Below are 22,815 nucleotides of genomic sequence, written 5' to 3'. Positions count from 1 at the left end.
TGCGGACTCCGATCGAGTACGAAATGATGCAACCGTCCATCCAACCCGTGGCCTGAAGTCCAGCATCTCGACTCCACGAAACCGGGGGAACATCACCGGTCGGCTTGTCGCTACCTCGGTGCTCGGGCAGCGGCCGGGCCTGTTGCCTGCGCGCGTTCACCTGAGGTGTCGGTCGGCGGTGAACGCGGCGGCGAGCGCGGCCATCCGGGCACGGTGGAATTCGCGGGCGATCGGAGTTCGTCGCTCGATCAGATCGAATCCGTGGTAGCCGCCCGGCACGAGGTAGAGCGTGCAGGCGCCGCCTGCCTCTTCCAACCGTCGGGCCGGGTGGTGGCGGGGTTAGTCGCAACGGGGGCAAGCGTCAGGTCCGGGGCGGCGTCGGCCAGGCTCGCGTCGTCGTCGAGGTAGCGGCGATGGATCGTCTTGCGTGCTGCGAGTGGCAGTTTCGGTTGTTTGCCTTTGAGGCGCCCTCGGCGGGCCTTGGCCATGCCTTCGCAGCTGGCCTGGGTTGGCTTCCAATTCGGCGACCAGTGGTACAAGGTATTGAATGGCGGCCAAGACCTCGATACTCTGGGCCGATGCTGGCCAAGTTCTTCGAAGGCATGGCGCCCGAAAGCAGGGGACATGGTCACGTCGGGTGATCTGCCTGGCCTGGATCTACCGCATATCGACGCGCACTCCGAATTAGGCGGCCTCGGCGCGGTCGAGCTGCACCATCCCACCCAGGACATCGACCAAGACGGTCTGCTCGACAGCATGACCATCACCGGCGACGATGCCATGCAGGTGTGGACCGACGTCGATCACGACGGCTTCGCCGATCACGTCAAGGTGGTGGAGAAGGATGGCGACTATACCGCCTGGGAGTTCCATCGTCACCCGGACGGAACCTCGGAGTGGATTCGAACGGATCAGGGGCGGCTGGGCACGTGAGCGGTGCCGCATTCGGACAGTTGACGTTCGAGATCACCACCGTGGAACCAACCTCATGAGACAGCACAGCTAGTGCCATGTCCAGAAAGGTTGCGTCGGTAAATCGGGTGTCAGCTTGCCCGTGTAGTCGTAGCCTTCCCGGCATCAGACCGCAACGCGGTCCTGCCGTGCCGTTGAGGATGCCTGAATGATCACTGAAAAGATCCCCATGTGGACCTCCCAGCGAATGCTGGTATCCCTGCACGATGTGCTCGGGTTGTTCCAGCCGAACAGCTTGCGGTGGAGGGTCGAGGACTTCGAAGGGATCGGTCGATTCCCCTCCGGCATGACCTATGCCGAGTTCCAGGACGTGGTGGCGGCCGGGGCAGCCACATTTGATTGGAATGGAATCCAGCAGTTCGCCGACGGTATAGACCAGATGATCGACGGCCTGATCGTTGCGACCGACGAGAACAGCACCACCGTGCTGAGGATCGACGTGCTGGACAGCACCGAATACGAGATGGTCATCGATCCCGCCTGGAGCGGCGCAGCTGCGTTCGTTTCCGCTGTTCGTTCCAGCCCGGCGCGCCGTCGAGAACCGTAGGGCAGGTGTCAACACACCCGCGGTCGACCCGAGTCCGATTACCGCAGCAATTTATCTAGCGCCCGTCAAGCAACGTACGGTAGGTAATCTGGCAGCCGGATCTTGGAGTTGACGGCGAAGTCTCGCTTGGGCTGGGCGTGCTGGTTGCGCCAGCGGATGTAGGCGCCGATCGCGTCGTCCTGCTCGCCGTGGCTGCGGTGGTCGGTGCCGTTGAGCGCGAAGTAGCGCAGGGCGGCGAACTCGCACTCGATCCAGTTCGACCAGCTCGAATAGGTCGGCAGGAACACCAGCTCGACATCGTTGCCCACGCACCAGTCACTGACCTCCGCGCGCTTGTGCGGGGAGAAGTTGTCCACGATCACATACAGCTTCTCGCCCGGCCACCGCTGCCGCAGACTCTGCAGGAACGCCCGAAACTCCTTCCATCGCTTGCGATCACGGATTCGGTAGTAGATCTGCCCGGTGGCCAGGTCGAGAGCGCCGAACATATGCCGCACGCCCTGGGTGCGGTGGTAGGTCGCCCGCAGCCGCTTCGGGGTCCGTTTGGGATGCCAGCCGCGACCAGCGCGCGGCTGCAAGTTGAGCGGCCCGAATTCGTCGACACAGACCACGCGCCCATCGTCGGGCGGGTTGTCGTAGAGGCCCAGGGCCCGGGCCATCTTCGCGGCGAATTCCGGGTCTTTACCGGCCTTCGATGTCTTTGTGGCCTGCCAGGAGATGCCCTGGTCGGTCAGGATCTTTCGCAGGGTCTCGCGGCTGATATCCGCGATCTGGTTGATACGCAACATATCCCGAAGTTTCGACAAACTCCAGGTCGAGAACGGCCATCCGAGGTCACGGGGGCAGCACCGGGCGATCTGACCGATCCGCTCACGCGTCGCCGGATCGGTCGCCCTCGGCCTGCCCCCTCTCCATTTTGGGTCCAATGCCGCGAACCCTTTGTCGTCGAAGTCCCGAATCACTTGACGCACATAGCTTTCCGATACCTGCATCAACCGACAGATCAACCGCACCGGCTGCCCTTGCGCGGATGCCAACACCACGATCGCGCGCCGCACCCGCACCGGCTGCTTGCTCGTGCGGGTGATCTGCTGCAATTTCCGGCCTTCCTCCGGGGTCACCGGCCGGACGAACACCTCTGGCTTACGAGCCACAACACCACCTCCACCAGCAGCATCGCTGCCGATAGAGCAGACCAGCAACCCGACACCCCGATTACCCGATCGACCCACCTGGACAAGGCACTAGCGTTCTACGGGTCGGCAGAATGCCGAAAGCCAGCGGCCCCTTAGCTTCAGGCCGACGCCTGACGCCTCGTCTCTCACTACGTGGAGTCGTCGCGTGGGGGTCGTAACGTAGAGTGCGGTTCCGGGGGACAAGCCGGGACCGCCGTCGGGTGCGGCCCCGGACCGACCTCCCGCCCGCTCCGGCGGCCGCCGGCATGACCGCGTGGCCATGGCTGAATCGAGGTCGGCGCCCACGTGGAGGCCGAAGCGAACTGCCCTGACGCAGTGACGTCCTGTTCACCTGATGCGGCGATACCCCGCGACGCGGCGACGACCCACGAAATGTCGCGCTCGGCGCGTCTGCGCGCTCACAGCGCCGTCTCCACGGCCCTGGCGCTGCACAGTGATCACGCGTTGCGCGAGCTTGTGGATGCGGCCGCGCCGATCGGCGCTGGTATCGGCGGGAAGTCGGCGTTGCTGGAGGTCGCCGGATCCCCGGTCTTCGTGAAGCGAGTGCCCCTCACCGACCTGGAACGGCAGCCGGAGCACGTTCGGTCCACGGCGAACCTGTTCGACTTGCCGCTCTTCTGCCATTTCGGCGTCGGCCTGATCGGCGGGCCGGGCTTCGGGGCCTGGCGCGAGCTCGCGGTGCACGTCATGACGACGAACTGGGTGCTCGCCGCCGAACACGAGGGTTTCCCGCTGATGTATCACTGGCGGGTGCTGCCGGACACGACGCCGCTCCCGGAGGAACTCGCCGACATCGACCGCGCCGTCGCCTACTGGGACGGCCGACCACAGGTACGTCACCGGATCGAGGCCCTGCAGGATTCTTCGGCGAGCATCGCGCTGTTCCTGGAGTACATCCCGCAGAGCCTGCACGAGTGGTTGAACGCCCAGATCGAGGCGGGCGACGAGGCCGCCGACCGGGCCTGCGCCATGGTGGAGCGGGAACTGGCCGCCGGCACCGAATTCATGAACAACCGTGGGCTGCTGCACCTCGACGCGCACTTCGAGAACATCCTGACCGACGGTCGACGCATCTACTTCGGCGACTACGGCCTCGCACTCTCCTGCGGGTTCGACCTCTCGCCGAAGGAGGCCGCGTTCTTCGACCGAAGCCAAAGCTACGACCGCGGCTTCACCGCCACCTACCTGGTGAACTGGCTGGTCACCGCCCTGTACGGGCTCCGGCGAGAAGACCGGGAGACACGCGCCGCGATGGTGCGTGCCATCGCCGAGGGCAAGCCGCCGGAGGGCATCGGTGCGGAGGCCGCCACGGTCCTCACCCGGCACGCGCCGATCGCCGCGGCGATGTCCGCATTCACACGTGCCTTCCAGCAGGACAGCCGGAGCACCCCGTATCCGGACCAGGAGATCCGCCGCCTGCTGGGCGGCCAGGCCTCTCTCGCCACCGCAGGATGTCCGGGCAGTCGTTGTGGACCACCCCAGACGGGCGCCACCGCTCGGTCACCAGCAGCTGGCCGTGCGTCTGGGTCCCGGTGGTGATGAACCGCAACGCGAAGTCGGTCCCGGGGATCGTGAGCGTCGCCGGACTCTGCCATCAAGACACCGTCTTTCGTCTCGAAGAGGCCCGGCCGAGGGGATTGGTCTCCGCCTCGTAGGCCAGGTCGCGGAGAGCGGACCGTCCCCAGTCACTGTAGCCAGCAGCCGAAAGGCGCCCTACTCGACGAGGGCGGGCAGGTTGGTGCGGAACGACGAGATGGGATGTACCCAACATCGCGCCCTGTCATGCGATTTCGGGGTGGTCGGTCTTCACTTCGTCCCGACCCAAATTCGCATCACGGCAAGAAAATCACGCAGTGCCATGGTGCCGGGGTGGTCTGCCCCGAGCATTCGCTTGCGCTCAATGAGAATCTGCTCGTAGAGCGGAATCGCGGCGGCAATCCGTCCTGCCGACTGGTAAGCAAGGGCGAGGTTGCCGCGGGCATGGACGATTTCGGGATGGTCTGCGTCGAGTACTCGCTCGGACTCGGTGAGGTTCCGCTCGAAGAGTGGGATCGCCTCCTCCAACCGGTCAGCTGACTGGTAGGCGGCGGCGAGGTTGTTGCGTGAGATCAAGGTGTCAGGGTGGTCTGCCCCGAGGACACGCTCGTAGTCGGTGAGGTTCTGCTCGAACAGTGGTATGGCTTGGGTGAGACGTCCCGCCACTTCGTAGGCCCGGGCGAGGTTGTTGCGGGAGAGCAGGGTGTTGGGGTGGTTTACTCCGAGTACTCGCTCGAACTCGGTAAGGGCCTGTTCGTACAGGGAGATCGCTTCGTCCAATCGACCCACCGAGCGGTAGGCGGCGGCGAGGTTGTTGCGTGAGATCAAGGTGTCAGGATGGTCTGCCCCGAGGACACGCTCGTATTCGGTGAGGTTTCGCTCGTGCAACAAGATCGCCTCGGGTATCCGGCGCACCGACTCGTATGCCAGGGCGAGGTTATTGCGCGAACCCAAGGTGTCCGGGTGATCCGCGCCCAGGACCCGGATGCGCTTGGTCAGGTTCTGTTCGTGCAGCGGGATCGCCTTCTCGCCCCGGCCCGCCAACTGGTAGGTGCGAGCGAGGTTGTTGCGTGAGATCAAGGTGTCAGGATGGTCTGCCCCGAGGACACGCTCGGACTCGATGAGGTTCCGCTCGAACAGGGAGATGGCCGCCGCCACCCGCCTCGCCGACTGGTAGGCGTTGGCGAGGTTGTTACGGGTGGTCAAGGTGCGGACATGATCGGGGCCGAAGACCCGCTCGAAGTCGGCGAGGGTCTGCTCGTACAGCGGGATGGCTTCGGTGAGCCGCCCTGCCGACTGGTACGCGGTGGCGAGGTTGCCGCGGGACATCAGAGTGTGGGGGTGGCCGGCGCCCAGTACCCGTATGCGGTCGTCGAGGTTTTGTTCGAACAGCGCGATCGCTTCGGCGACCCGGCCCGCCGACTCGTAGGCGTGAGCGAGATCGTTGGCGGTGGTCAGAGTTGCAGGGTGGTCAGGGCCGAGGATCTGTTGGTGGCAGGTGTGGGTGTGGCGGGCCTGCGTGATGGCCCGGGCGAGGTCGGCGGCACGAGTGAGCTGGGCGGTGGCCCAGCAGAGGGCGGCCAGAAACTGGGTAGATGTGTGGGTGCCGATGGGCAGGTCTGCGGCGTGGAGAGATTGGATCTGATCGACCAGATGAGCACCCTCTAGCCGCCGTGCCCAGGCCTCGCTGCTGTCGAACAGTCGCGGCTCGATCACCTCCAACGCGTGCGTCAGCAGGGTCGCCTCGGTGTCGGTGTCATGGGCTCGTTCGCGCAGGACACGAGCGGTGAGCCGGTGGGTGGACAGGGCGGTGTTGTCGGTGGACCAGCTCAGCAGCGAGTACTGTACGCAACGGTCGATCGCGTCATCGACCAGCTCGTCCAGTGACGGGTCGGGGTGGGTGAGCAGAGCCCGCTTGACACCCGAAGCCGAGAGCACGGCAAACAGCCCGAGCAGCCATGCCACAACGGTGTCGAGTTCACGGTCGCCGGTAGAGGTTTCGGCGGCACGGATCGACAGCGTGATCGCCTGATCCACCGACTGAGGGTGGTCGGCTCCGTCACGGCGTCGTAATGCTCGTGGCAGCGGCTGTACATGCAACCTGGTCAGGTAGGCGTCGTAGGTCAGAGCGGGCCCATAGGGCGGGTTGATCGCGGCGGCGGCGGCGGCCAGTGCCAGCGGCAGACCCCCCAGCTCCTCAGCCAGTTGCTGTTCGCCGTCGGGGTCGTCGAGAATGCCGGTGGCCGCACGCAGGTAGGTGTGGGCTTGGTCGGTGGTGTAACCGGTGCCGGCGTCGACGGTGACGTCGGCCAGGCGTGTCATGGCCTGGTCGGTGGTGGTGATCACGACTCGGGTGCCGCCTCGGGTGGGCAACACGACGCGCAGTCGGTCGGGGTCGGTGGCGTTGTCGAGGATCAGCAGGTGCCGGTCGGGATGGTTGTTGAAATGGTCGCGCAGCCGATGCGCGGACTTCACCGGATCCCCATCGGGAGCGGCGACACCGAGATGGTCGGCGATCTCGGCCAGCCCGGTGTACAGGGTGTCAGTGGTCTCGGCGTTCACCCATCCGACCAGCCCGCGCTCGTGGTCGAGGACCTGGCGGGCGTAGGCGGCGGCCAGCTGTGTCTTGCCCGCCCCACGCATCCCGGTGACCACCACCGCGACCCGACCGTGGGCCAAGCCTTGGTCCAAGTCGCGGAACTGCTGGCGGTACACGAAATGGGCAGGTTTCTGCGGCACTAGGCCCACGACCACCGCGGCCGGGCCGCCGCCGTCGTCGTCCTGGCTGACGCCGCTGGGCTCGGCGGCTGCGGCGCCGGTGTCGCCTTCCGAAGTTTGCTGCGCGCCCGACCGTGATTCGGTGTATGCGGCCGCCCGCCATCGTTTCCAGCGCTCGAGGGCCGCGGGGGTCCACTGCTGGGATCCCGCGACGTGCAGGCATTCGATGACCAGGACGAACTTCTCGTCGGTGCGGGGGATCACTGGCTGTGGCTTGAGCCAGTCGCTGATCGTCGACGCCGCCACCTTCCGGTGCTTCCGATTGTGGATCCAGGCGGAGATATCGTGTGCGGTCAATCCCGATCGTCCCCGCAGCGCGGCCAGCTCGGCGACGAAGCGTGCTCGTGCCGAATCGCCTTGTCGCCCGGTTACGCCCTCGGCCAACGGCGGTGTCTCCCTCCCCGACTCGTCGCCGACTCGACTCGACTCGGATGAGTGAGAAACTGTCCACGACATGCGTTTTCACCCACGGTAGCGGACCCGCCGCGTGGTATGGCGTCGAACTCACGGCGCTTCCTGTCAGGACACCAATCCGTCTCCTCCGGAAGCGAGCCCGCACCGATGACCGACACCACCAACCACCAGCCCGAACCCCAGCCCGGCCGGGCGAGCCGGTGGTGGCGCCGCGCCCGCACCCCCGCGCTGACCGCCGCGGCCACCGCCACCGTCTGGCTCGCCAACGGCGCACTCCAGGAACTCGGCGCCCGCCTCATCGAATGGCTCTGGTGACCCCGTCCCGGACTTGTGGATCCAATCGGGACTCTTGAAGTGAACGGTTGCGGAGGGTTTCGGTGAAGCCCTCACTCCGTTTCGTGCTCACACCGTTTCATATCAGAAGTGACGCTGGCGTCACGACCGAGTTCGATTAGGCTGATGAGCGGCTCATCAGCTCGGCCGCCGCCATAGCGAGGATGAGAACCGCGCGGACAGGCAGTGCCGCTTGGTCGTGCGGACCCCGTTTCGATGACTGAGGTGTCCGGTTGGGTTACACCAGAAGCTCTGGGTTGGTTACTGTCGGCCGCGTGGATCCGTAGCCCGCAATCGATTTGACGCGGCGCGGTGCGTGGTTCTCTAACTGGTTTGTCAATTCTCCAACCCGAGCACCACTTTCCTGCACCGGGCCGCCATGAACGACGTCGGCGACCCAGCCCTGTGCGCCGGTCGACCGGCCACGCACATCGACCCGCGGTGCGGTCCTCTGCGCCACGAGTCGATGTGGGAGGTGTTCAGCAGGTGTGCGGGTTCAGCTGCCCGCGCTGCCGGTGGATGGTCGCGCCCTGCGCAGTTCGCAGGCCAGCCGGTCGGCGTCGGGCCGGTCCTCGCCGGAGCGGGCGCAGCCCTGCGAGGTGTAGCCCTGTGCGTTGTAGCCCTGTCGGTCGTATCCCCAGCGGTCGTATCCCCACCGGTCGTAACCCCACCGGTCGTAGCCCCAGAAATCGAAGCCGTCGGGGCCGTAGGGGTCCTCCGGCTCAGCAGGTTTGGGAAATGACGGGGTCGTTACGGGCGGTTCGGTCGTTACCGGCGGAACAGTGGTGACCGGCGGTGTGGTCGTCACCGGCGGAGCGGTGGTCACCGGGGGCACGGTGGTGACCGGCGGCGCGGTGGTCACCGGCGGCACCGTCGTCACGGGCGCGGTGGCGACGGGTGCGATAGTAACCGGGGTTTGGTCAGGGGTTGCGAATGCCGGTATGACAAGCGCGGCCGGAGCAAGTGCCACCGTCCCGGCGACTGCGGCCAGCAGGACCGACTGCCGAACGGTGCGCGGACTTCTCCTCCACTGCGACATAGTTGACCTCCAACTCGAGATGAGCGCGCTCACCGCACCCGAGTCCCTATCGGTCGAATGTCCAAAACTTGTTACACAGTAGCGACTTTCGCGCCCGCCCTACTTACGAGGCTTGTGAGCACTGAGGGGGTTCCGGTAGTAATCGAGCGGAAACAACGACAATGGCTTGACCAGCCTCTCTGGTGGCTAGGAAGCCCACAGCGGCCATCGACGATCAGCGCAGCGGCACTCGCCAGCACAACCGGGTGCCCGCTGTGCTCCCATCCGGGCCGGTACCGGCCGTGACGGTGAAAGTTCCGGCCGCCTCCTCGGCGCGCCGAGCCAGGTTCGCCAGTCCGCTCGGCGTCACATCGGTGGGCACGCCGCATCCGTCGTCCTCGACGACGACGGTCAGGTCGTCGGCCACCGTGATCTCGACCGCGACCGACTCCGCCCCGGAATGGCGCACGGTATTGCTGACCGCCTCGCGCACAACGGCTTCGGCGTGATCGGCCAGCTCCGGATCGATCACCGAGAGGGGACCGGCGATGCGCACGGAGGTGCGCAGGTCACCGGCGTCGGTCTGCTGCCGGATCGCTTCCTCGATGCGTTGCCGCACCCGCGCGCTGTGGCTGCTGCCGCCGTGCAGGTCGAAGATCGAGGTGCGAATCTCCTGGACCACGTCTTGCAGGTTGTTGATCGCGTCGGTGATGCGTTCACGCACTTCGGGCACACGGGTGCGGGGCACGGTCCCTTGCAGGCTCAGCCCGACGGCGAACAGTCGCTGGATGACGTGGTCGTGCAGGTCGCGGGCGATGCGGTCGCGGTCGGAGAGGATGTCCAGTTCCCGCATGCGCTGCTGGGCGTCGGCCAACCGCATCGCCAGAGCGGCTTGGTCGGTGAAGGCGGCGGTCAACGCGAGGACCTCGTCGTTATAGGGCGCCGATTCCACCGCGCGCAGCGCTACCAACACGCCGACGGTGGAGTCCGAGGTCTGCATGGGCAACACGAGCGCGGGCCCGGCGCCGGGGAAGATCTTGCCGAGATCGGCGCGGCGCGCGTCGTCCAACCGCTGCGGGGAACGCAAGCGGAAAGCCGAGCCGATGGTGGTGTCTCCCAGTGGAAGCTTGATCGGCCGCTGGTCGGCCGTGCTGCCCGCGGTATGCGTGATCAAAAGTTCGGTGATCTCCTCGGGCGGGCTCTCGGGGTTCGGGACGACCGCGAGGAAGGTCCGTTGCGAGCCGGTGAGCCGGTGCGTTGCCTCGACCAGGTGGGTCAGGACTCGCTCGGACGCGGTGCCTGCGAGGAATTCGGTGGTGATGTCGCGGGTGGCTTCGATCCAGGCTTGCCGGGTGCGGGCGGACTCGTAGAGGTGTGCGTTGTCGATGGCGATACCCGCCGCGGCCGCCAGGGCCCGCACGATGACTTCGTCGTCTTCGGTGAACGGCTGGCCGCCCGCTTTCTCGGTGAGGTAGAGGTTGCCGAACACTTCGTCGCGGATACGGACGGGTACGCCGAGGAAGGTGCGCATCGGCGGGTGGTGGCCGGGGAACCCGACCGAGGAGGGGTGGTCGGCGAGGTTGTCCAGCCGGATGGGTTTGGGCTGGCTGAACAGCAGACCGAGCACACCGTGGCCCTGCGGGAGATCACCGATCCGTTCGCGGGTCGGTTCGTCGATACCTTCGTAGATGAATTGGGTGAGCTGCTGGTCGTGGCCACGGACGCCGAGTGCGCCGTAGCGAGCGTCGACCAGGGAGATCGCGGTGTGCACGATGGTGCGCAGGGTGCGGTTGAGATCGAGGCCGGAGGTGACGGCCAGCATGGCCTCGATCAGGCCGTCCATCCGGTCGCGGGCGTCGATGATTTGTTCGATGCGGTCCTTGACCTCGCCGAGCAGTTCGCGCAGCCGCAATTGCGAGAGGGTGTCACGCACCGAATAGGCATCGGCCGACTCGTAATCGGTCGGCTGCGCTGCTCCCGGAACGCCGTCAGCGCGGCTGCTCGCCATTGCTCCAGAATATTTCACCCCGTGGCGGAAATGAACGGCGAAGCCGAGCGGAACCGAATGCGGCGTTCTCGCGCTGGAATGCGGTCGGAAGCACTATCCGGGCCGAGGTGGAGCGCGCGCCGGGCTCGGTTCGGAACGTCCGAGGCGATGTCGTAGCCAACGGTCAGAAGTCGATGCTGGAGCCGGGCGGCCGGGAGCGCAGTTTCGACGCGTAGACGGCAGCCTGAGTGCGCCGTTCCAAGCCGAGTTTGGCCAGCAGCCGGGAGACGTAATTCTTCACGGTTTTCTCGGCGAGAAACATGCGCTGCGCGATTTGGCGGTTGGTCAGTCCTTCGCCGAGCAGGTCGAGCAGCTTGCGTTCCTGATCGGTGAGTCCGGCCAAAGGGCCGTCGTGGTCGGTGTTGGCGCGTAGTCGTTGCATCAAGGCGGCGGCGGCGCGGTTGTCCAGCAGTGAGCGCCCCGCGCCGACTTCCTTGATGGCTTTGGCCAACTCCATGCCTTTGATGTCCTTGACCACGTAACCGCTCGCACCGGCGAGGATCGCGTCCAGCATGGCCTGTTCGTCGGTGAACGAGGTGAGGATCAGGCAGCGCAGATCGTCGAGTTTGGACAGCAGATCGCGGCACAGTTCGATGCCGTTGCCGTCGGGCAGGCGCACGTCGAGGACGGCGACGTCCGGCCGAAGTGCGGGGATGCGCGCGAGCGCCTGGGCGACGTCGCCCGCTTCGCCGATCACCGAGAGCTCCGGGTCGTCGGAGAGCAGGTCGGCGAGGCCGCGACGGACGATCTCGTGGTCGTCGACCAGAAACACCGTGATCATGGTGGTGTCCAATCCGGGAGCAGGTGTGTGGTCGACACTACGCATGGGGCGGAAGGCTCGGTACGGACCAAAGTCCTTTTCGCGGACGAATGGACATCGCGGGAGGGCCGCTGGGCGGCGACGGATCACGGATTTGCGAAGACGTATCACGCTACGGCGCCGGGGGAGCGGCCCGGTGCGACCCGTCGGAAGTCGACCCGCCGCCGGCGATCGGGTCAGCGCGTGGGTGCCTCGGAGCGGGCTAATCCTTCGGCGATCAGAATCCGGTGGGCTTGCTGGGCGGCGGCAACCTGCGCGGTATCGGTGGCTTCGCCACCAGAAGCCGCTTCGAGGCTGCGGGCGAGCACCGCCACCGCGTCGGTGAGCGCCCGTAGGCGGTTGTCCAGTTCGTCGAGGCGAGACGATTGCGCCGGCCGGACCGCGGTCTTCTCCGGCAAGGTACCCGCGAGGTCGGTTCCGCGCAGGACCGCCCGCAAGTCCTCCGGCAGCAACGCGAACACGTGATCGAGCTGTCCGGGCGAGAACAACTCGGCCAGCCCGTCGGTCACCGCGCCCGCGAGCGCGTAGGCCTCGTCCCGGGAGACGCCCGCTTCCCGCGCGAACTGATCGAGGAAGGAGAGCACGTCGTGTGAAACGGGGACGTGCGCGGGAACCCAGCCCTCATAGAAGATTCCGCGCAGGAGTTCGGGCAGTTGGGCGCTCAGATGCGCGGCCGCGTTGACACCGATGCGGTCACGAACGGTGTGCAGCCAGGCCCGCAGGGCGCGGTGCGCGAAGGGCCGGTCCTCGGTGGCGAGTCCGTCGGCGAGAGTGCGCAGCCACTCGTGTGCGGTGTGTACCGCGGGTGCGAGGGGGTCGCGGTGGTAGCTCATGGGGTGTGCCTTTCACGGGTGAAGCGTGGTTGGTTGTGCCTGCGGGAAACCACGGGGCTGAGCGACACCGGCCGTGCACGGGCAGATCGCCGTGCGAGGCCCGCCCGGCGGTGTCTTCTGTCCCATATCGACGAGACTCCTCGTCCGAGCCGGGACCGGTGAGAGGCCTCGTGCCCGCACCGACGGGACCATGGTCACCCGGACGTCCGCCAGGAGCGGTTCCATAGCGTGCGTCCTGCCGGATGCCGCTACGAAGGTCTCGGGTTCAGCCGGAGCCGGTGACGGTGAAGATCTCCGTGACCGGTCGTCGCGGGGTCGGCGGGATCACGTCCGCGTCGTCGGGCGCGGTGCCGATGCGGATCAGCACTTGAGGGGTGGCCGGGCGCGGGACCAAAGGACTACGGGCATTCCGCCCGGTACCCAGGGTCCTTGGTCCCCCTCGCTCGCATCTGGTGCGAACTCGGCCGCACGGCACCCGAGCCCCTCCCCGGGGCGTCACAGGCTGCTCGAGTGCCGCCGTCTTCCCGCGTTCTATTCCTCGGTGTCCGCCACACGGGTACGCAGGATCGCCACGCCCCACCACAACAGCCGGACCGCGAGACCGGCATAGATCAGGACAGCGAGATACACCAAGCCCGCGCCGTAGTCGCGGGCCCATCCCGGCAGCAACACCAGGATGGCCGCGAGCATCCCGATCAGCATCATCGAGGCGATCACCACTGCGGGAACCGCCAGTGGCGCGGCATCCGGGTCCGGTGCTCCGCCGGGCGAGCGTTGCGGGATGAACCGGGGAGACATGGCACTCAGCCTGTTCGGGCGGTGGGTCCGGCGGGAGGGTACTGCTACCCGTAAGCGCGGGGCGAACGTCCCGAGGTGGGCGTGGCCTCTGTCTACGTCATCGAGCGGCGGCGCGGCGGTCCGCGAGGTGCCCGAAATAGTAGGAAATCCCGAATGCCATCAGCGCGCCGCCGGATACCGTCGCGACCTTCTCGCCCGTCGTCCGTGGGCCTCCGCGCAGTAGTGCGCTGCCTACCACGAGATTGACGGCCCCCCACGCTGTGTTCTCGATCGGGGAGGAAAGGCCGACTCCGGGCGGGTTCGCGAAGGGAGTGGGAAACCGTTCTCCGGTGAGGCCTTTGACCGTATGCGGGACGGCGTTGACCAGCAGTGCGCCCGCTGCGAACCGGGCGAGCGTGCGTGTCGTGGAGCGGAATCCCGTGACCATGTGTCCCCTGGGGTAGTGGCAGTGGATCCGAGAATATCGGACCGGGCGTGCGGTGCGACTGCCGGGAGGAACTGGGCTCAGACGAGCGCAGTCATGGCGCACGTCACGTAGATGGGGTGTCACGGGATCCGAGCCGGTGGTGTCTTGTGCACGACCGATCGCGACTCGGTTGCCGAACCGAGTCGCCGAGAAGAACTCAGCGAGGAGTACCCCATGAACCTCACTCTGTGGATCGCCGCCGGATTGCTGGCCGCGGTCGCCCTGGCCGGCGGTATCACCAAGACGTTCGTGCCCGGACATAAACTGGCCGAGTCCCCGGGTGGCGGATGGACCGCACACGCGAGCATCGGCTTCGTCAAGACCCTCGGGATCATCGAAATCCTGGCTGCCGCCGGGCTGATCCTGCCTGCCGTGCTCGACATCGCGCCGGTGCTGGTGCCGGTGACCGCCGTCTGCTGGGTCTTGCTGATGATCGGCGCGATCGTCACCCATCTCCGCAATGCGGAAGCCGAGTTCATCGTGCTGAACCTGGCCTATCTGGCCTTGGCCGTGTTCGTGGCCTGGGGCAGGCTCGGCCCCGAGTCCTTCACCGGCTGACCCGGCGCGGGATGAATCGAGGCCGGTTCAGTTGCCACGACGGCGCTTCCGATACGCGCGGACCTTCGAAATGCTGCCGCAGGCGCGCCCGTCGGGTGTTTCGGCGTACATAGAGCACCAGGTGCGGCTGCGGTTGCGGCTGTGGTCGAAGAAGACGTTGCGGCAGTCCGGGCACGACTTCAATCGCGCCCATTGCTGCCCGGCGAGTGCGGCGGCGACCATCGCCATGATGACGGCCGCGGCGCCGCTGTCGACGGGGCGGTAGCGCAGCGGTTGCACCTCGTCGCCGACGGTCACGGTCACCGGGTGCCGTGCGAACCATGCGCGCAACTCGGCCGGGGCGGGATGACCGAGGACCGCACGGAGGTCGGTGCGCAGCGCCAGCAGCTCGTCCAGGTCGCCGGGACCGGGGCGCGGGATGTCCGGTAGGGCGGTGCGCCAGTCCGTGGCCCGCGTGATCAGTGAAGGGAGATCGTCCGCGGGGCTTCGGGTCTCGTGCGGCAGCCGCCAGGTATTCAGGAACGCCCGGACCTGCTCCAGATCTCCGGGGGCGCTGCTGGTGGCCGACATGTTTACCAGTGTAACTGTTGACCGGTAAAGCCTTCATTGCTTACCGTCTAAACGTATGGCTGGTAACAAAGTGGTTGTGCGCACTCGCCGGGCGGACTTCGTGCCGCTGCGACGGGCCCGGACCGCGGTGACGGTGTTGTTCGCGCTCGGCGGGTTCGTCTTCGCGGGATGGGCGGTGCGCATCCCCTCGGTGGCGCACCGCGTTCACGCCGCGCCCGGCGAACTCGGTCTGGCGCTTTCGGCTATGGCGGTCGCGGCGGTGGCGACGATGTCGGCCGGGGGTGTGATCTGCCGTCGCTGGGGTGCGGCGCGGGCGGCGGCCACGGCCGCCGGAATGCTGTCGGCGACGGTCGTGCTGCCGGCACTGGCGACGTCCGTGCCGCAACTCGCGGTGGCGCTGACCGTCTTCGGCGTGGCCTTCGGAGCACTCGATGTGGCTGTCAATACGGTGGCGGTCGATCTGGTGGCCGCGCTGAACCGTCCGCTGATGCCCGCCCTGCACGCGGCCAACAGTTTGGGCAGCCTGAGCGGGGCCGGGGTCGGCGGGGCACTCGCCGCACACCTCTCGCCGGCCGGGCATCTGCTGTCGGTGGCTCCGCTGGGGGTGGTGGCAGCCGCGGCCGCCGGGTGGGCGCTGACCGCCGATCCCATTCCCCGCGCCCAATCTTGTGCTGGGCCTGCGGCGGCCGGCCACTCCGGATGGATCGTCGTGATGTTCGGCGTGGTCGGGCTGTGCGCGGCCTTCGCGCAGGGTGGTCTGGACAATTGGGCGCCGCTACATCTGCGCGCGGATCTGGGCGTGAGCGACGGGCTCGCGGCGGCCGGGTATGCGACCGTCCAAGGTGCCATGGCGGTGGGCCGGTTGACCGGAAGCGCTCTCGTCACCCGGATCGGTCCCGCGGATGTCCTGCTGGTCGGCGGCGTAACAGCTTGTGCCGGAACGACTCTCGTCGCATCGACGTCCTGGCCGTCGCTCGCGCTCGCGGGGCTCGGCCTCGCCGGGCTGGGGCTGGCCAACCTCTTCCCGCTCGCTGTGGGGGCCGCGGGGGCCCGCGGGGGCGCAAGTGGCGTGGCGGTGGCGACCACTCTCGGCTACGGCGGGATCCTCCTGGCGCCACCGACGATCGGTTTCGCCGCCGAAGTCGCGGGCTTGCCGCGAGCGCTGTTGATGGTCCCGGTCGTCGTCGCCGCTGCCACAGCCGTCGGCCGCGCGCTCCGGCGGCACATGTGAGACCTGAGATTCATAACCGCCGCACACCCCGCCGACGGATCGCCGGAAGTCCAGGCGGGTTCCTCACGGCGCCCATCGCTTCGCCGCCGCGTGGTCGTGTGCGGGAATGACCTCGATCCCGGCGGGCAGGCGGTGCAGGCGGTGGATGGCGGCGAAGGCCGCGGATCGATCATGGTCGACGAGGAGACCTGGTAGAGGCGGCTTCGCGCGCAGCAGTGCGATCTGCTCGCGGCGCCAGACGGCGTCGCCGGCCAGCAGCACGGTGCCACCGTCCGGTACGGCGAGAACGAGCCCGATGCTGCCCGGGGTGTGCCCGGAGAGATCCACCGCCAGGACCGAGCCGTCGCCGAAGAGGTCGTGGCTGCGGGAGAAGGTCAAGACGGGAGGTCCGTCCAGGTCGAAGGACGGCGTCGGTCGTGTGCCGAGCGACTCGGCGACCCCGATCGGGGTCGCCGCAGGGTTCGTCGCCCATTTCAGTTCGGCCGTGGTGGCGCGCAGTGCGAGCGACTCCGGTAGATCGAGCAGCCCGGCCACGTGGTCCCAGTGCAGGTGCGTCGCGATCGCGAAGTCGACTCGCTCGACGGGGATGGCCGACATCGCCAGCGAATCAGCCAGTCCGACAAGTGCTTTGCTCGGAGCGACGAGCTCGCGATAGGGGCGGCGCAGTCGCGGCAGGACCCGGGTGTGCACGTCGGTGCACATCGCCGGATCGACCAGGAAACGAGCTCTCGGGTGTTCGACGAGGAAACTGGTCATTGCGATCGCGACCGTGCGCGGCCGCAGAACCCCTTCGATCACTCCATAGGCCGGGGCAGGTCGCACACCGTGGACGAGCGCGGTCAATCGAACTGTGGCCCGTGCCGGGGGCAGCCCCGCGTCCGTGATCGAGGCGAGCAACTCCGCGTCGGGGCGACGCGGGAACGCGGTGCGCCACGGCATCGACATCCCGGCCGTGCAACACGACCACCACGTTCCGGCAGCGCCGGTGCGCGCCGTCAACGGTCCGGTTGATGGCAATCCCACGCCCGCCCCTTCCCGCCCGACCGCAGCGACATGTCCGACGACAGCCTACTCGCGCACCACTATGTGAATCGTCATTCTCTTCTGCTCGACATAGGGTTGGGGTCTGTCGTTCAGATCTCGGGGGTATCACGGTGATTTGCGCTTAAATCGCCAGGTATCGACGAATTGCGCCTAGGGCGCTAGTGTCGGCAGGCAGTTAAGTTACTGGATGTTCTATCTCTGGATACGGGTTTGCCGTTTGCTTGACGGAAGGTGAGAGGTGATGGCGACAATGGAACGCGCCGACGCGGGCGAACGCGGCGCGGCATCGACGGCGCGGCGACTGGCAGCGCTCCTGTTCGGCGTGGGGATACTGCACTTCCTCGCGCCACGACCGTTCGACTCGGTGATTCCCGCACAGCTGCCCGGTCGGCCCCGCTTGTACACCCACGGCTCCGGCGTCGCCGAACTCGTCGTGGCCGCCGCGCTCGTCACGCCGCGGACGCGGCGACGGGGCGGGCGATGGGCCGCCTGGTTGTTCCTGGCGGTGTTCCCGGCCAACATCCAGATGGCGGTCGACTGGCTGCGCAACGATCGGATCCCGGCGCCCTTGAAAGCGGTTGCCCTGGTTCGTCTTCCGCTGCAGGTCCCGCTGGTGCTCGCCGCGCGGAAGGTGCAACGAGCCGGCCGCGTGCAGCGCTAGGCGGGTCTCGCGGCAGTTGGCCGGGAACCGTGCTCGCCGTGTCGGCAGCGGCTGACCGCGGCGGCAGTGCCGGCCGCCGGGCCGCAGCGCCGCGGCTGTCCGACCAGCGATCTCGCGACGCGCGCCAGGACAAAGGGGAGGCCTGTGCCGGCCCGACGCCGCGAGCCTGCAGCGCAGGACACGGATGCGCGCGATGATGGAAAGGTGCGCACCCGCTTCCACGATCACCTCGAGCAGCTCGCCGATCAGCTGCGAGTGATGTGCGCGCGTAACCGCGACGCCATCGCGATGGCCACCGACGCTCTGCTCGGCGCGGACCTGGAGCTGGCCGAGCGCACCATCGACTACTGCGCCGAAACCGTCGCGATGCGTGAGGACACCGAACACGCCGCGGTCACGCTTCTGGCGCTCGAAGCTCCCGTGGCGGGAGAGCTGCGGCGGGTGGTGACCGCGCTGCAGCTGGTCGACGACCTCACCCGGATGAGCACCTTGACCGAGCACATCGCCCGTACCGCCAGGCGCAGGCATCCCGCCGACGCCGTCCCGGGGCCGGTGCGCAATCTGGTCAGTCACATGGGTGAGACGGCGGTCGACCTCGCTGATGCGGCGGTCGGTGTGCTGACCACCGCCGACCCCGGCGACGCCGCCGATCTCGACGCGCGCGACGACACCATGGACGATCTGCACCGCGACCTGCTGGCGGCGATCCTCGCCGAGGGATGGGACAACGGCACGGCCGCGGCGGTCGATGTCACCCTGCTGGGGCGCTACTACGAACGCTTCGCCGACCATGCCGTCGAGGTCGGCCGCCGCACCCTGTACATGACCACCGGGCACCGGCCCGACGACACGGCTCTGCAACCCGGGTAGATCCGGGCGGCACCAGATCGGTGACAAACGACTCCAGGCCGGCCCCGACGGGCCGGCCTGGAATTCGCCGATACGGATCAGGCGAGATCGAACCGATCGTTCTCGACCACCTTGACCCACGCGGCGACGAAGTCGTTCACGAACTTCGCCTCGGCGTCGTCCTGCGCGTACACCTCGGACAGTGCCCGCAGCACCGAGTGTGACCCGAAGACCAGGTCGTTGGCGGTGGCCGTCCACTTGGCCGCACCGGAGGACCGGTCGAGGCCTTCATAGACGTTCTCCGCCGACTCGGACGCCTTCCACTCGGTGTTCTGGTCGAGGAGGTTGACGAAGAAATCGTTCGTCAGCACGCCCGGCCGGTCGGTGAACACACCGTGGTCGGTGCCGCCGTAGTTGGCGCCCAACGCACGCAGGCCGCCGATCAGCACCGTCAGCTCGGGAGCGGTCACGTCGAGCATGTACGCCCGGTCGAGCAGCAGGCGCTCCAGCGGAGCCTTCTCGCCGGCCCGCACGTAGTTGCGGAACCCGTCGGCCCGCGGTTCCAGCACCGCGAACGACTCGACGTCGGTGTTCTCCTGAGTGGCGTCCGTCCGCCCGGGGGTGAACGGCACCGTGACGTCGTGCCCGGCGTCCTTGGCCGCTTTCTCGATCGCCGCGGATCCGGCCAGGATGATGAGGTCGGCCAGCGAGACCTTCTTGCCGCCGGAGGCGGCGCTGTTGAAGTTCTGCTGGATCTGCTCGAGCACCGGCAGCACCTTGGCCAGCTCGTCCGGCTCGTTGACCGCCCAATTCTTCTGCGGCTCGAGACGAATCCGAGCACCGTTGGCGCCGCCGCGCTTGTCGGTGCTGCGGTAGCTGGCCGCCGAGGCCCAAGCGGTCTTGACCAGTTGCGCGACCGACAGGCCGGACTCGAGGACCTTGCTCTTCAGAGCCGCGATGTCCTGCTCGTCGATCAGCTCGTGATCGACGGCGGGAACCGGATCCTGCCACAGCTGCGGCTCGGGAACCCACGGCCCGAGGTAGCGGCTGATCGGACCCATGTCGCGGTGCAGCAGCTTGTACCACGCCTTGGCGAACGCCGCGGCCAGCTCCTCGGGGTGCTCCAACCAGCGACGGGTGATCTCGCCGTAGATCGGGTCTTCCCGCAGCGCGAGGTCCGTGGTCAGCATCGTCGGGGTACGCGCGGGGCCGTCGAACGGATCCGGGATGGCGCCCTCGCCCGCGCCGTCCTTCGGCTTCCACTGCCAGGCTCCGGCCGGGCTCTTGGTCAGCTCCCACTCGTAGCCGTACAGGTTCTGCAGGAAGCCGTTGCCCCACTGGGTCGGCGTGGAAGTCCAGACGACCTCCAGGCCGCTGGTGATGGCGTCCCTGCCCTTGCCGGTGCCGTAGGCGCTCTTCCAGCCCAGCCCCTGCTGCTCGATCGGGGCGGCTTCCGGCTCGGCGCCGACCAGGCCCGCGTCGCCTGCGCCGTGGGTCTTGCCGAAGCTGTGGCCGCCGATGATCAGTGCGGCGGTCTCCTCGTCGTTCATCGCCATGCGGCCGAACGTCTCGCGGATGTCCCGCGCCGCGGCCACCGGATCCGGCTGACCGTTCGGGCCTTCCGGGTTCACGTAGATCAGGCCCATCTGGACCGCGCCGAGGGGGCCCGCCAGTTCACGGTCACCGCTGTAGCGCTCGTCGCCGAGCCAAGCGTCCTCCGGACCCCAGAAGACCTCCTCCGGCTCCCAGATGTCCGGGCGGCCGAAGCCGAAGCCGAAGGTCTTGAAGCCCATCGACTCCAAGGCCACGTTACCGGCGAAGACGAGCAGGTCGGCCCAGGAGATCTTGTTGCCGTACTTCTGCTTGACCGGCCACAGCAGCCGGCGGGCCTTGTCCAGATTGGCGTTGTCCGGCCAGCTGTTGAGCGGCGCGAAACGCTGGGCCCCCTGACCGCCGCCGCCGCGGCCGTCGGAGATGCGGTAGGTTCCCGCGGCGTGCCAGCTCAGCCGGATGAACAGGCCGCCGTAGTGGCCGTAATCGGCCGGCCACCAGTCCTGCGAATTGGTCAGGACCGCGGCGACGTCGGCCTGGAGGGCATCGACGTCGAGTTTCGCGAACTCCGCCGGGTAGTCGAAGTCCTCACCCAGGGGGTTGGATTTGGACGAATGGGCGTGCAGCACCGAGACATCGATCTGCTCCGGCCACCAGTCCTTGTTGCTGCGGGGGCGATGATCCGTCTTCGCGGTAGGGGACGGGATCGCCGGGTTCTCACTTTCGCTTGCGCTGTGAGTTTCGGTGTCAGGATTGGGCGGGCGGCTATCGGATGACACAGCATTCCTTCCTGAATGAGTGATGTGGGCTGCGATCACAGCTGTGATCGGGAAGCCTGTGATTCCACACAATCGGGACACAGGCCCCAGTAGATGACCTCGGCCTCGTCGATCGAGAAACCGCTGTCATCGGACGCGGTCAAACACGGGGCCTCGCCGATGGCGCAGTCGACATCGGCGATCACCCCGCACCCCCGGCATACGACGTGATGGTGATTGTCGCCGACACGCGACTCGTAGCGCGCGACGGACCCGGAGGGCTGAATCCGCCTTACCAAGCCCGTGGCGGTGAGCGCGTTCAACGAGTCGTACACCGTTTGATGGGACACCTCGGGCAGCGCGGATCGCACGGCACGGATGATCGACTCCGTGTCGGCGTGCGGATGGTCGTGCACCGCGCTGAGCACCGCGACCCGTGGGCGGGTCACACGCAGCGAAACTCCTCGCAGCAGCTGCTGGAATTCCGAGGCCGTTGGCATGCACGGAAGTCTCGTCCGCTTTCTGGAACGAGTCAAGACTTTGTCCGAAAGTCGCGCTCTCCCAGTCGAGATCGACGCTTCCGGGTGGTCGGTCAGGGGCGCGGGTCGGCCTGCGATGTCCGCGGCACACCCGGTCCGGCCCGCCGGGAACCCGGCTTCAAGGCCGGAAGACGGATCGGATGCACCCTTCCTTCTTGTGCTTGAAGATGTCGTAGCCGTACACCGCGTCGTCGAGTGGCATGTCGTGGGTGATCAAATAGGACGGGTCGAGGTCGCCCTGCTGGATGTAGTCGAACATCCGGGGCACATACCGCTGTCCGAATTGCTGTGCGGTGCGAATGGTGAGGCCTTTGTTCGTCACGACGCCCATAGGGAACTTGTCGGTCAGGCCGTAGACGCCGAGCACTGCGACCACGCCGCCTTTCCGGCACGCGAGAATTGCTTCTCGCAGCGGTGTCGCGCGATCGGATTCCAGCCGTAGGAGTTGTTTGGCTCGATCGTAGAGTTGCTGGATTCCGGTGCCGTGTCCTTCCATGCCGACCGCGTCGATGCAGGCATCCGGGCCGCGGCCGCCGGTGCTCTCGCGCAGCGTCTCCTGGACGCTGTCGACGGCGGTGTAGTCGATGGTCTCCGCGCCGAACTGCTCACTCGCCATGCGCAGTCGCTCGGGAAACCGGTCGATGACGAAGATCCGGTCGGCGTCGAGCAGGCGCGCGGTGTGCCCGGCCATCAATCCGACACCGCCGCTGCCCCACACCGCGACGGTGTCACCCGGATGGATGTTGCAGAATTCGGCACCCATCAGGCCCGTCGGTACGGCATCGGACAGGAACAATGCCTGTTCGTCGGTGATGCCCTCCGGTATCCGGAAGCAGTTGACGTCGCCGAAGGGGACGCGGACATATTCCGCGTGGGATCCCTGATAGCCGCCGAAGGGGTGGGTGTAGCCGTAGATTCCACCGCTCGGATAGCCGAGAAGAGGTTGCTGCAACGCACCGTTCGGGTTGGTGGTGTCGCACATCGAATACAGCTCGTGGTCGCAGTACCAGCACGATGCGCACCCGATGAAGGACGGGACGACGACGCGGTCGCCCACCTTTGTCGAGCCGACCTCGGGTCCGATCTCGACGACTTCGCCCATGAATTCGTGCCCGAAAACATCGCCCTCCCGCATTCCGGGCAGATATCCGTCGATGAAATGCAGGTCGGAGCCGCAGGTGGTGGTCAGCCGGACCTGCACGATGACATCATGCGGATTGACCAGCGTCGGGTCGGGCACGGTTTCCACGGCGAGGTCGTTGACGCCGTTCCAGCAGAGCGCACGCATGTCTCCTC

The 22,815-nt window shown here is 67.2% G+C and carries 22 protein-coding genes; 8 read left to right on the top strand and 14 right to left on the bottom strand.

Features of this window, described 5'->3' with window-relative positions:
• Positions 1-156: 156 nt before the first annotated feature.
• Positions 157-315, bottom strand: a complete 159-nt coding sequence (locus tag ACFU5M_RS20980; RefSeq protein WP_379051640.1) for a hypothetical protein — start codon at positions 313-315, stop codon at positions 157-159.
• A gap of 309 nt (positions 316-624) precedes the next feature.
• On the opposite strand from ACFU5M_RS20980, the gene ACFU5M_RS20975 reads away from it, so the two are divergent.
• Both ACFU5M_RS20975 and ACFU5M_RS20970 read left to right on the top strand, forming a co-directional pair.
• Complete coding sequence (locus tag ACFU5M_RS20975) at positions 625-933, top strand: DUF6802 family protein (RefSeq protein ID WP_043701241.1); 309 nt, start codon at positions 625-627, stop codon at positions 931-933.
• A gap of 187 nt (positions 934-1,120) precedes the next feature.
• Positions 1,121-1,519 carry a hypothetical protein gene (locus ACFU5M_RS20970; protein WP_379051637.1) on the top strand — a complete coding sequence of 133 codons (399 nt, stop codon included), beginning with the start codon at positions 1,121-1,123 and terminating at the stop codon, positions 1,517-1,519.
• A gap of 65 nt (positions 1,520-1,584) precedes the next feature.
• On the opposite strand, the gene ACFU5M_RS20965 is transcribed toward ACFU5M_RS20970, so the two are convergent.
• Positions 1,585-2,673: an IS630 family transposase gene (locus ACFU5M_RS20965; protein WP_379051634.1), complete on the bottom strand. Its 1,089-nt coding sequence runs from the start codon at positions 2,671-2,673 to the stop codon at positions 1,585-1,587.
• Between the two features lie 414 nt (positions 2,674-3,087).
• On the opposite strand from ACFU5M_RS20965, the gene ACFU5M_RS20960 reads away from it, so the two are divergent.
• Positions 3,088-4,254 (top strand): protein kinase family protein, encoded by a 1,167-nt coding sequence (locus ACFU5M_RS20960; protein ID WP_379051631.1) that lies wholly within the window; start codon positions 3,088-3,090, stop codon positions 4,252-4,254.
• A 267-nt stretch (positions 4,255-4,521) separates the two neighbouring features.
• On the opposite strand, the gene ACFU5M_RS20955 is transcribed toward ACFU5M_RS20960, so the two are convergent.
• Entirely contained in the window at positions 4,522-7,413 is a 2,892-nt protein-coding gene (locus ACFU5M_RS20955; RefSeq protein ID WP_379051629.1) for a tetratricopeptide repeat protein, read from the bottom strand.
• A gap of 177 nt (positions 7,414-7,590) precedes the next feature.
• On the opposite strand from ACFU5M_RS20955, the gene ACFU5M_RS20950 reads away from it, so the two are divergent.
• Positions 7,591-7,758, top strand: a complete 168-nt coding sequence (locus ACFU5M_RS20950; RefSeq protein ID WP_379051626.1) for a hypothetical protein — start codon at positions 7,591-7,593, stop codon at positions 7,756-7,758.
• Between the two features lie 514 nt (positions 7,759-8,272).
• On the opposite strand, the gene ACFU5M_RS20945 is transcribed toward ACFU5M_RS20950, so the two are convergent.
• The 6 genes from ACFU5M_RS20945 to ACFU5M_RS20920 all read right to left on the bottom strand — a co-directional run bounded on the left by ACFU5M_RS20945 (position 8,273) and on the right by ACFU5M_RS20920 (position 13,719).
• Positions 8,273-8,638 carry a hypothetical protein gene (locus tag ACFU5M_RS20945; protein WP_379051623.1) on the bottom strand — a complete coding sequence of 122 codons (366 nt, stop codon included), beginning with the start codon at positions 8,636-8,638 and terminating at the stop codon, positions 8,273-8,275.
• A 391-nt stretch (positions 8,639-9,029) separates the two neighbouring features.
• On the bottom strand, positions 9,030-10,802 hold the full coding sequence (locus ACFU5M_RS20940) for a GAF domain-containing sensor histidine kinase (protein WP_379051621.1): 1,773 nt from the start codon (positions 10,800-10,802) through the stop codon (positions 9,030-9,032).
• 163 nt (positions 10,803-10,965) lie between these two features.
• Positions 10,966-11,622, bottom strand: a complete 657-nt coding sequence (locus ACFU5M_RS20935) for a response regulator (protein ID WP_379051650.1) — start codon at positions 11,620-11,622, stop codon at positions 10,966-10,968.
• Between the two features lie 215 nt (positions 11,623-11,837).
• The gene (locus ACFU5M_RS20930; RefSeq protein ID WP_379051620.1) at positions 11,838-12,494 is read right to left on the bottom strand and encodes a DUF2267 domain-containing protein; all 657 of its coding nucleotides are present in this window, start codon (positions 12,492-12,494) and stop codon (positions 11,838-11,840) included.
• Positions 12,495-13,025: 531 nt separating this feature from the next.
• Positions 13,026-13,292: a hypothetical protein gene (locus tag ACFU5M_RS20925; protein ID WP_379051617.1), complete on the bottom strand. Its 267-nt coding sequence runs from the start codon at positions 13,290-13,292 to the stop codon at positions 13,026-13,028.
• A 97-nt stretch (positions 13,293-13,389) separates the two neighbouring features.
• On the bottom strand, positions 13,390-13,719 hold the full coding sequence (locus tag ACFU5M_RS20920) for a hypothetical protein (RefSeq protein ID WP_379051615.1): 330 nt from the start codon (positions 13,717-13,719) through the stop codon (positions 13,390-13,392).
• A 213-nt stretch (positions 13,720-13,932) separates the two neighbouring features.
• Here ACFU5M_RS20920 and ACFU5M_RS20915 point away from each other — a divergent pair, with 213 nt between their 5' ends.
• Positions 13,933-14,316 carry a DoxX family protein gene (locus tag ACFU5M_RS20915; RefSeq protein WP_379051612.1) on the top strand — a complete coding sequence of 128 codons (384 nt, stop codon included), beginning with the start codon at positions 13,933-13,935 and terminating at the stop codon, positions 14,314-14,316.
• Positions 14,317-14,343: 27 nt separating this feature from the next.
• Here ACFU5M_RS20915 and ACFU5M_RS20910 read toward each other — a convergent pair whose 3' ends face one another.
• Positions 14,344-14,886, bottom strand: a complete 543-nt coding sequence (locus ACFU5M_RS20910) for a CGNR zinc finger domain-containing protein (protein ID WP_379051609.1) — start codon at positions 14,884-14,886, stop codon at positions 14,344-14,346.
• Between the two features lie 55 nt (positions 14,887-14,941).
• Here ACFU5M_RS20910 and ACFU5M_RS20905 point away from each other — a divergent pair, with 55 nt between their 5' ends.
• Complete coding sequence (locus ACFU5M_RS20905; RefSeq protein ID WP_379051607.1) at positions 14,942-16,117, top strand: MFS transporter; 1,176 nt, start codon at positions 14,942-14,944, stop codon at positions 16,115-16,117.
• A gap of 63 nt (positions 16,118-16,180) precedes the next feature.
• Here the strand turns inward: ACFU5M_RS20905 and ACFU5M_RS20900 are convergent, their stop codons facing one another.
• Entirely contained in the window at positions 16,181-17,140 is a 960-nt protein-coding gene (locus ACFU5M_RS20900) for an MBL fold metallo-hydrolase (RefSeq protein ID WP_379051604.1), read from the bottom strand.
• A gap of 271 nt (positions 17,141-17,411) precedes the next feature.
• On the opposite strand from ACFU5M_RS20900, the gene ACFU5M_RS20895 reads away from it, so the two are divergent.
• Together ACFU5M_RS20895 and ACFU5M_RS20890 are read left to right on the top strand one after the other, a co-directional pair.
• On the top strand, positions 17,412-17,822 hold the full coding sequence (locus ACFU5M_RS20895; protein WP_379051648.1) for a hypothetical protein: 411 nt from the start codon (positions 17,412-17,414) through the stop codon (positions 17,820-17,822).
• Positions 17,823-18,026: 204 nt separating this feature from the next.
• A complete protein-coding gene (locus ACFU5M_RS20890; protein ID WP_379051602.1) occupies positions 18,027-18,692 on the top strand; it encodes a phosphate uptake regulator PhoU in 666 nt (221 codons plus the stop codon).
• Between the two features lie 77 nt (positions 18,693-18,769).
• Here ACFU5M_RS20890 and katG read toward each other — a convergent pair whose 3' ends face one another.
• From katG to ACFU5M_RS20875, 3 genes are all read right to left on the bottom strand, one after another.
• Complete coding sequence (gene katG / locus ACFU5M_RS20885) at positions 18,770-21,001, bottom strand: catalase/peroxidase HPI (protein ID WP_379051599.1); 2,232 nt, start codon at positions 20,999-21,001, stop codon at positions 18,770-18,772.
• A gap of 35 nt (positions 21,002-21,036) precedes the next feature.
• Complete coding sequence (locus ACFU5M_RS20880; protein WP_379051597.1) at positions 21,037-21,480, bottom strand: Fur family transcriptional regulator; 444 nt, start codon at positions 21,478-21,480, stop codon at positions 21,037-21,039.
• 157 nt (positions 21,481-21,637) lie between these two features.
• Entirely contained in the window at positions 21,638-22,807 is a 1,170-nt protein-coding gene (locus ACFU5M_RS20875) for a zinc-dependent alcohol dehydrogenase (protein WP_379051595.1), read from the bottom strand.
• Positions 22,808-22,815 lie beyond the last annotated feature (8 nt).

The organism is Nocardia sp. NPDC057455 (assembly GCF_042802775.1).
In the GTDB taxonomy this organism is placed as follows: Bacteria; Actinomycetota; Actinomycetes; order Mycobacteriales; family Mycobacteriaceae; genus Nocardia.
Note: the sequence above shows the minus strand (reverse complement) of the source record. Positions and strands in the feature narration are given on the sequence as shown.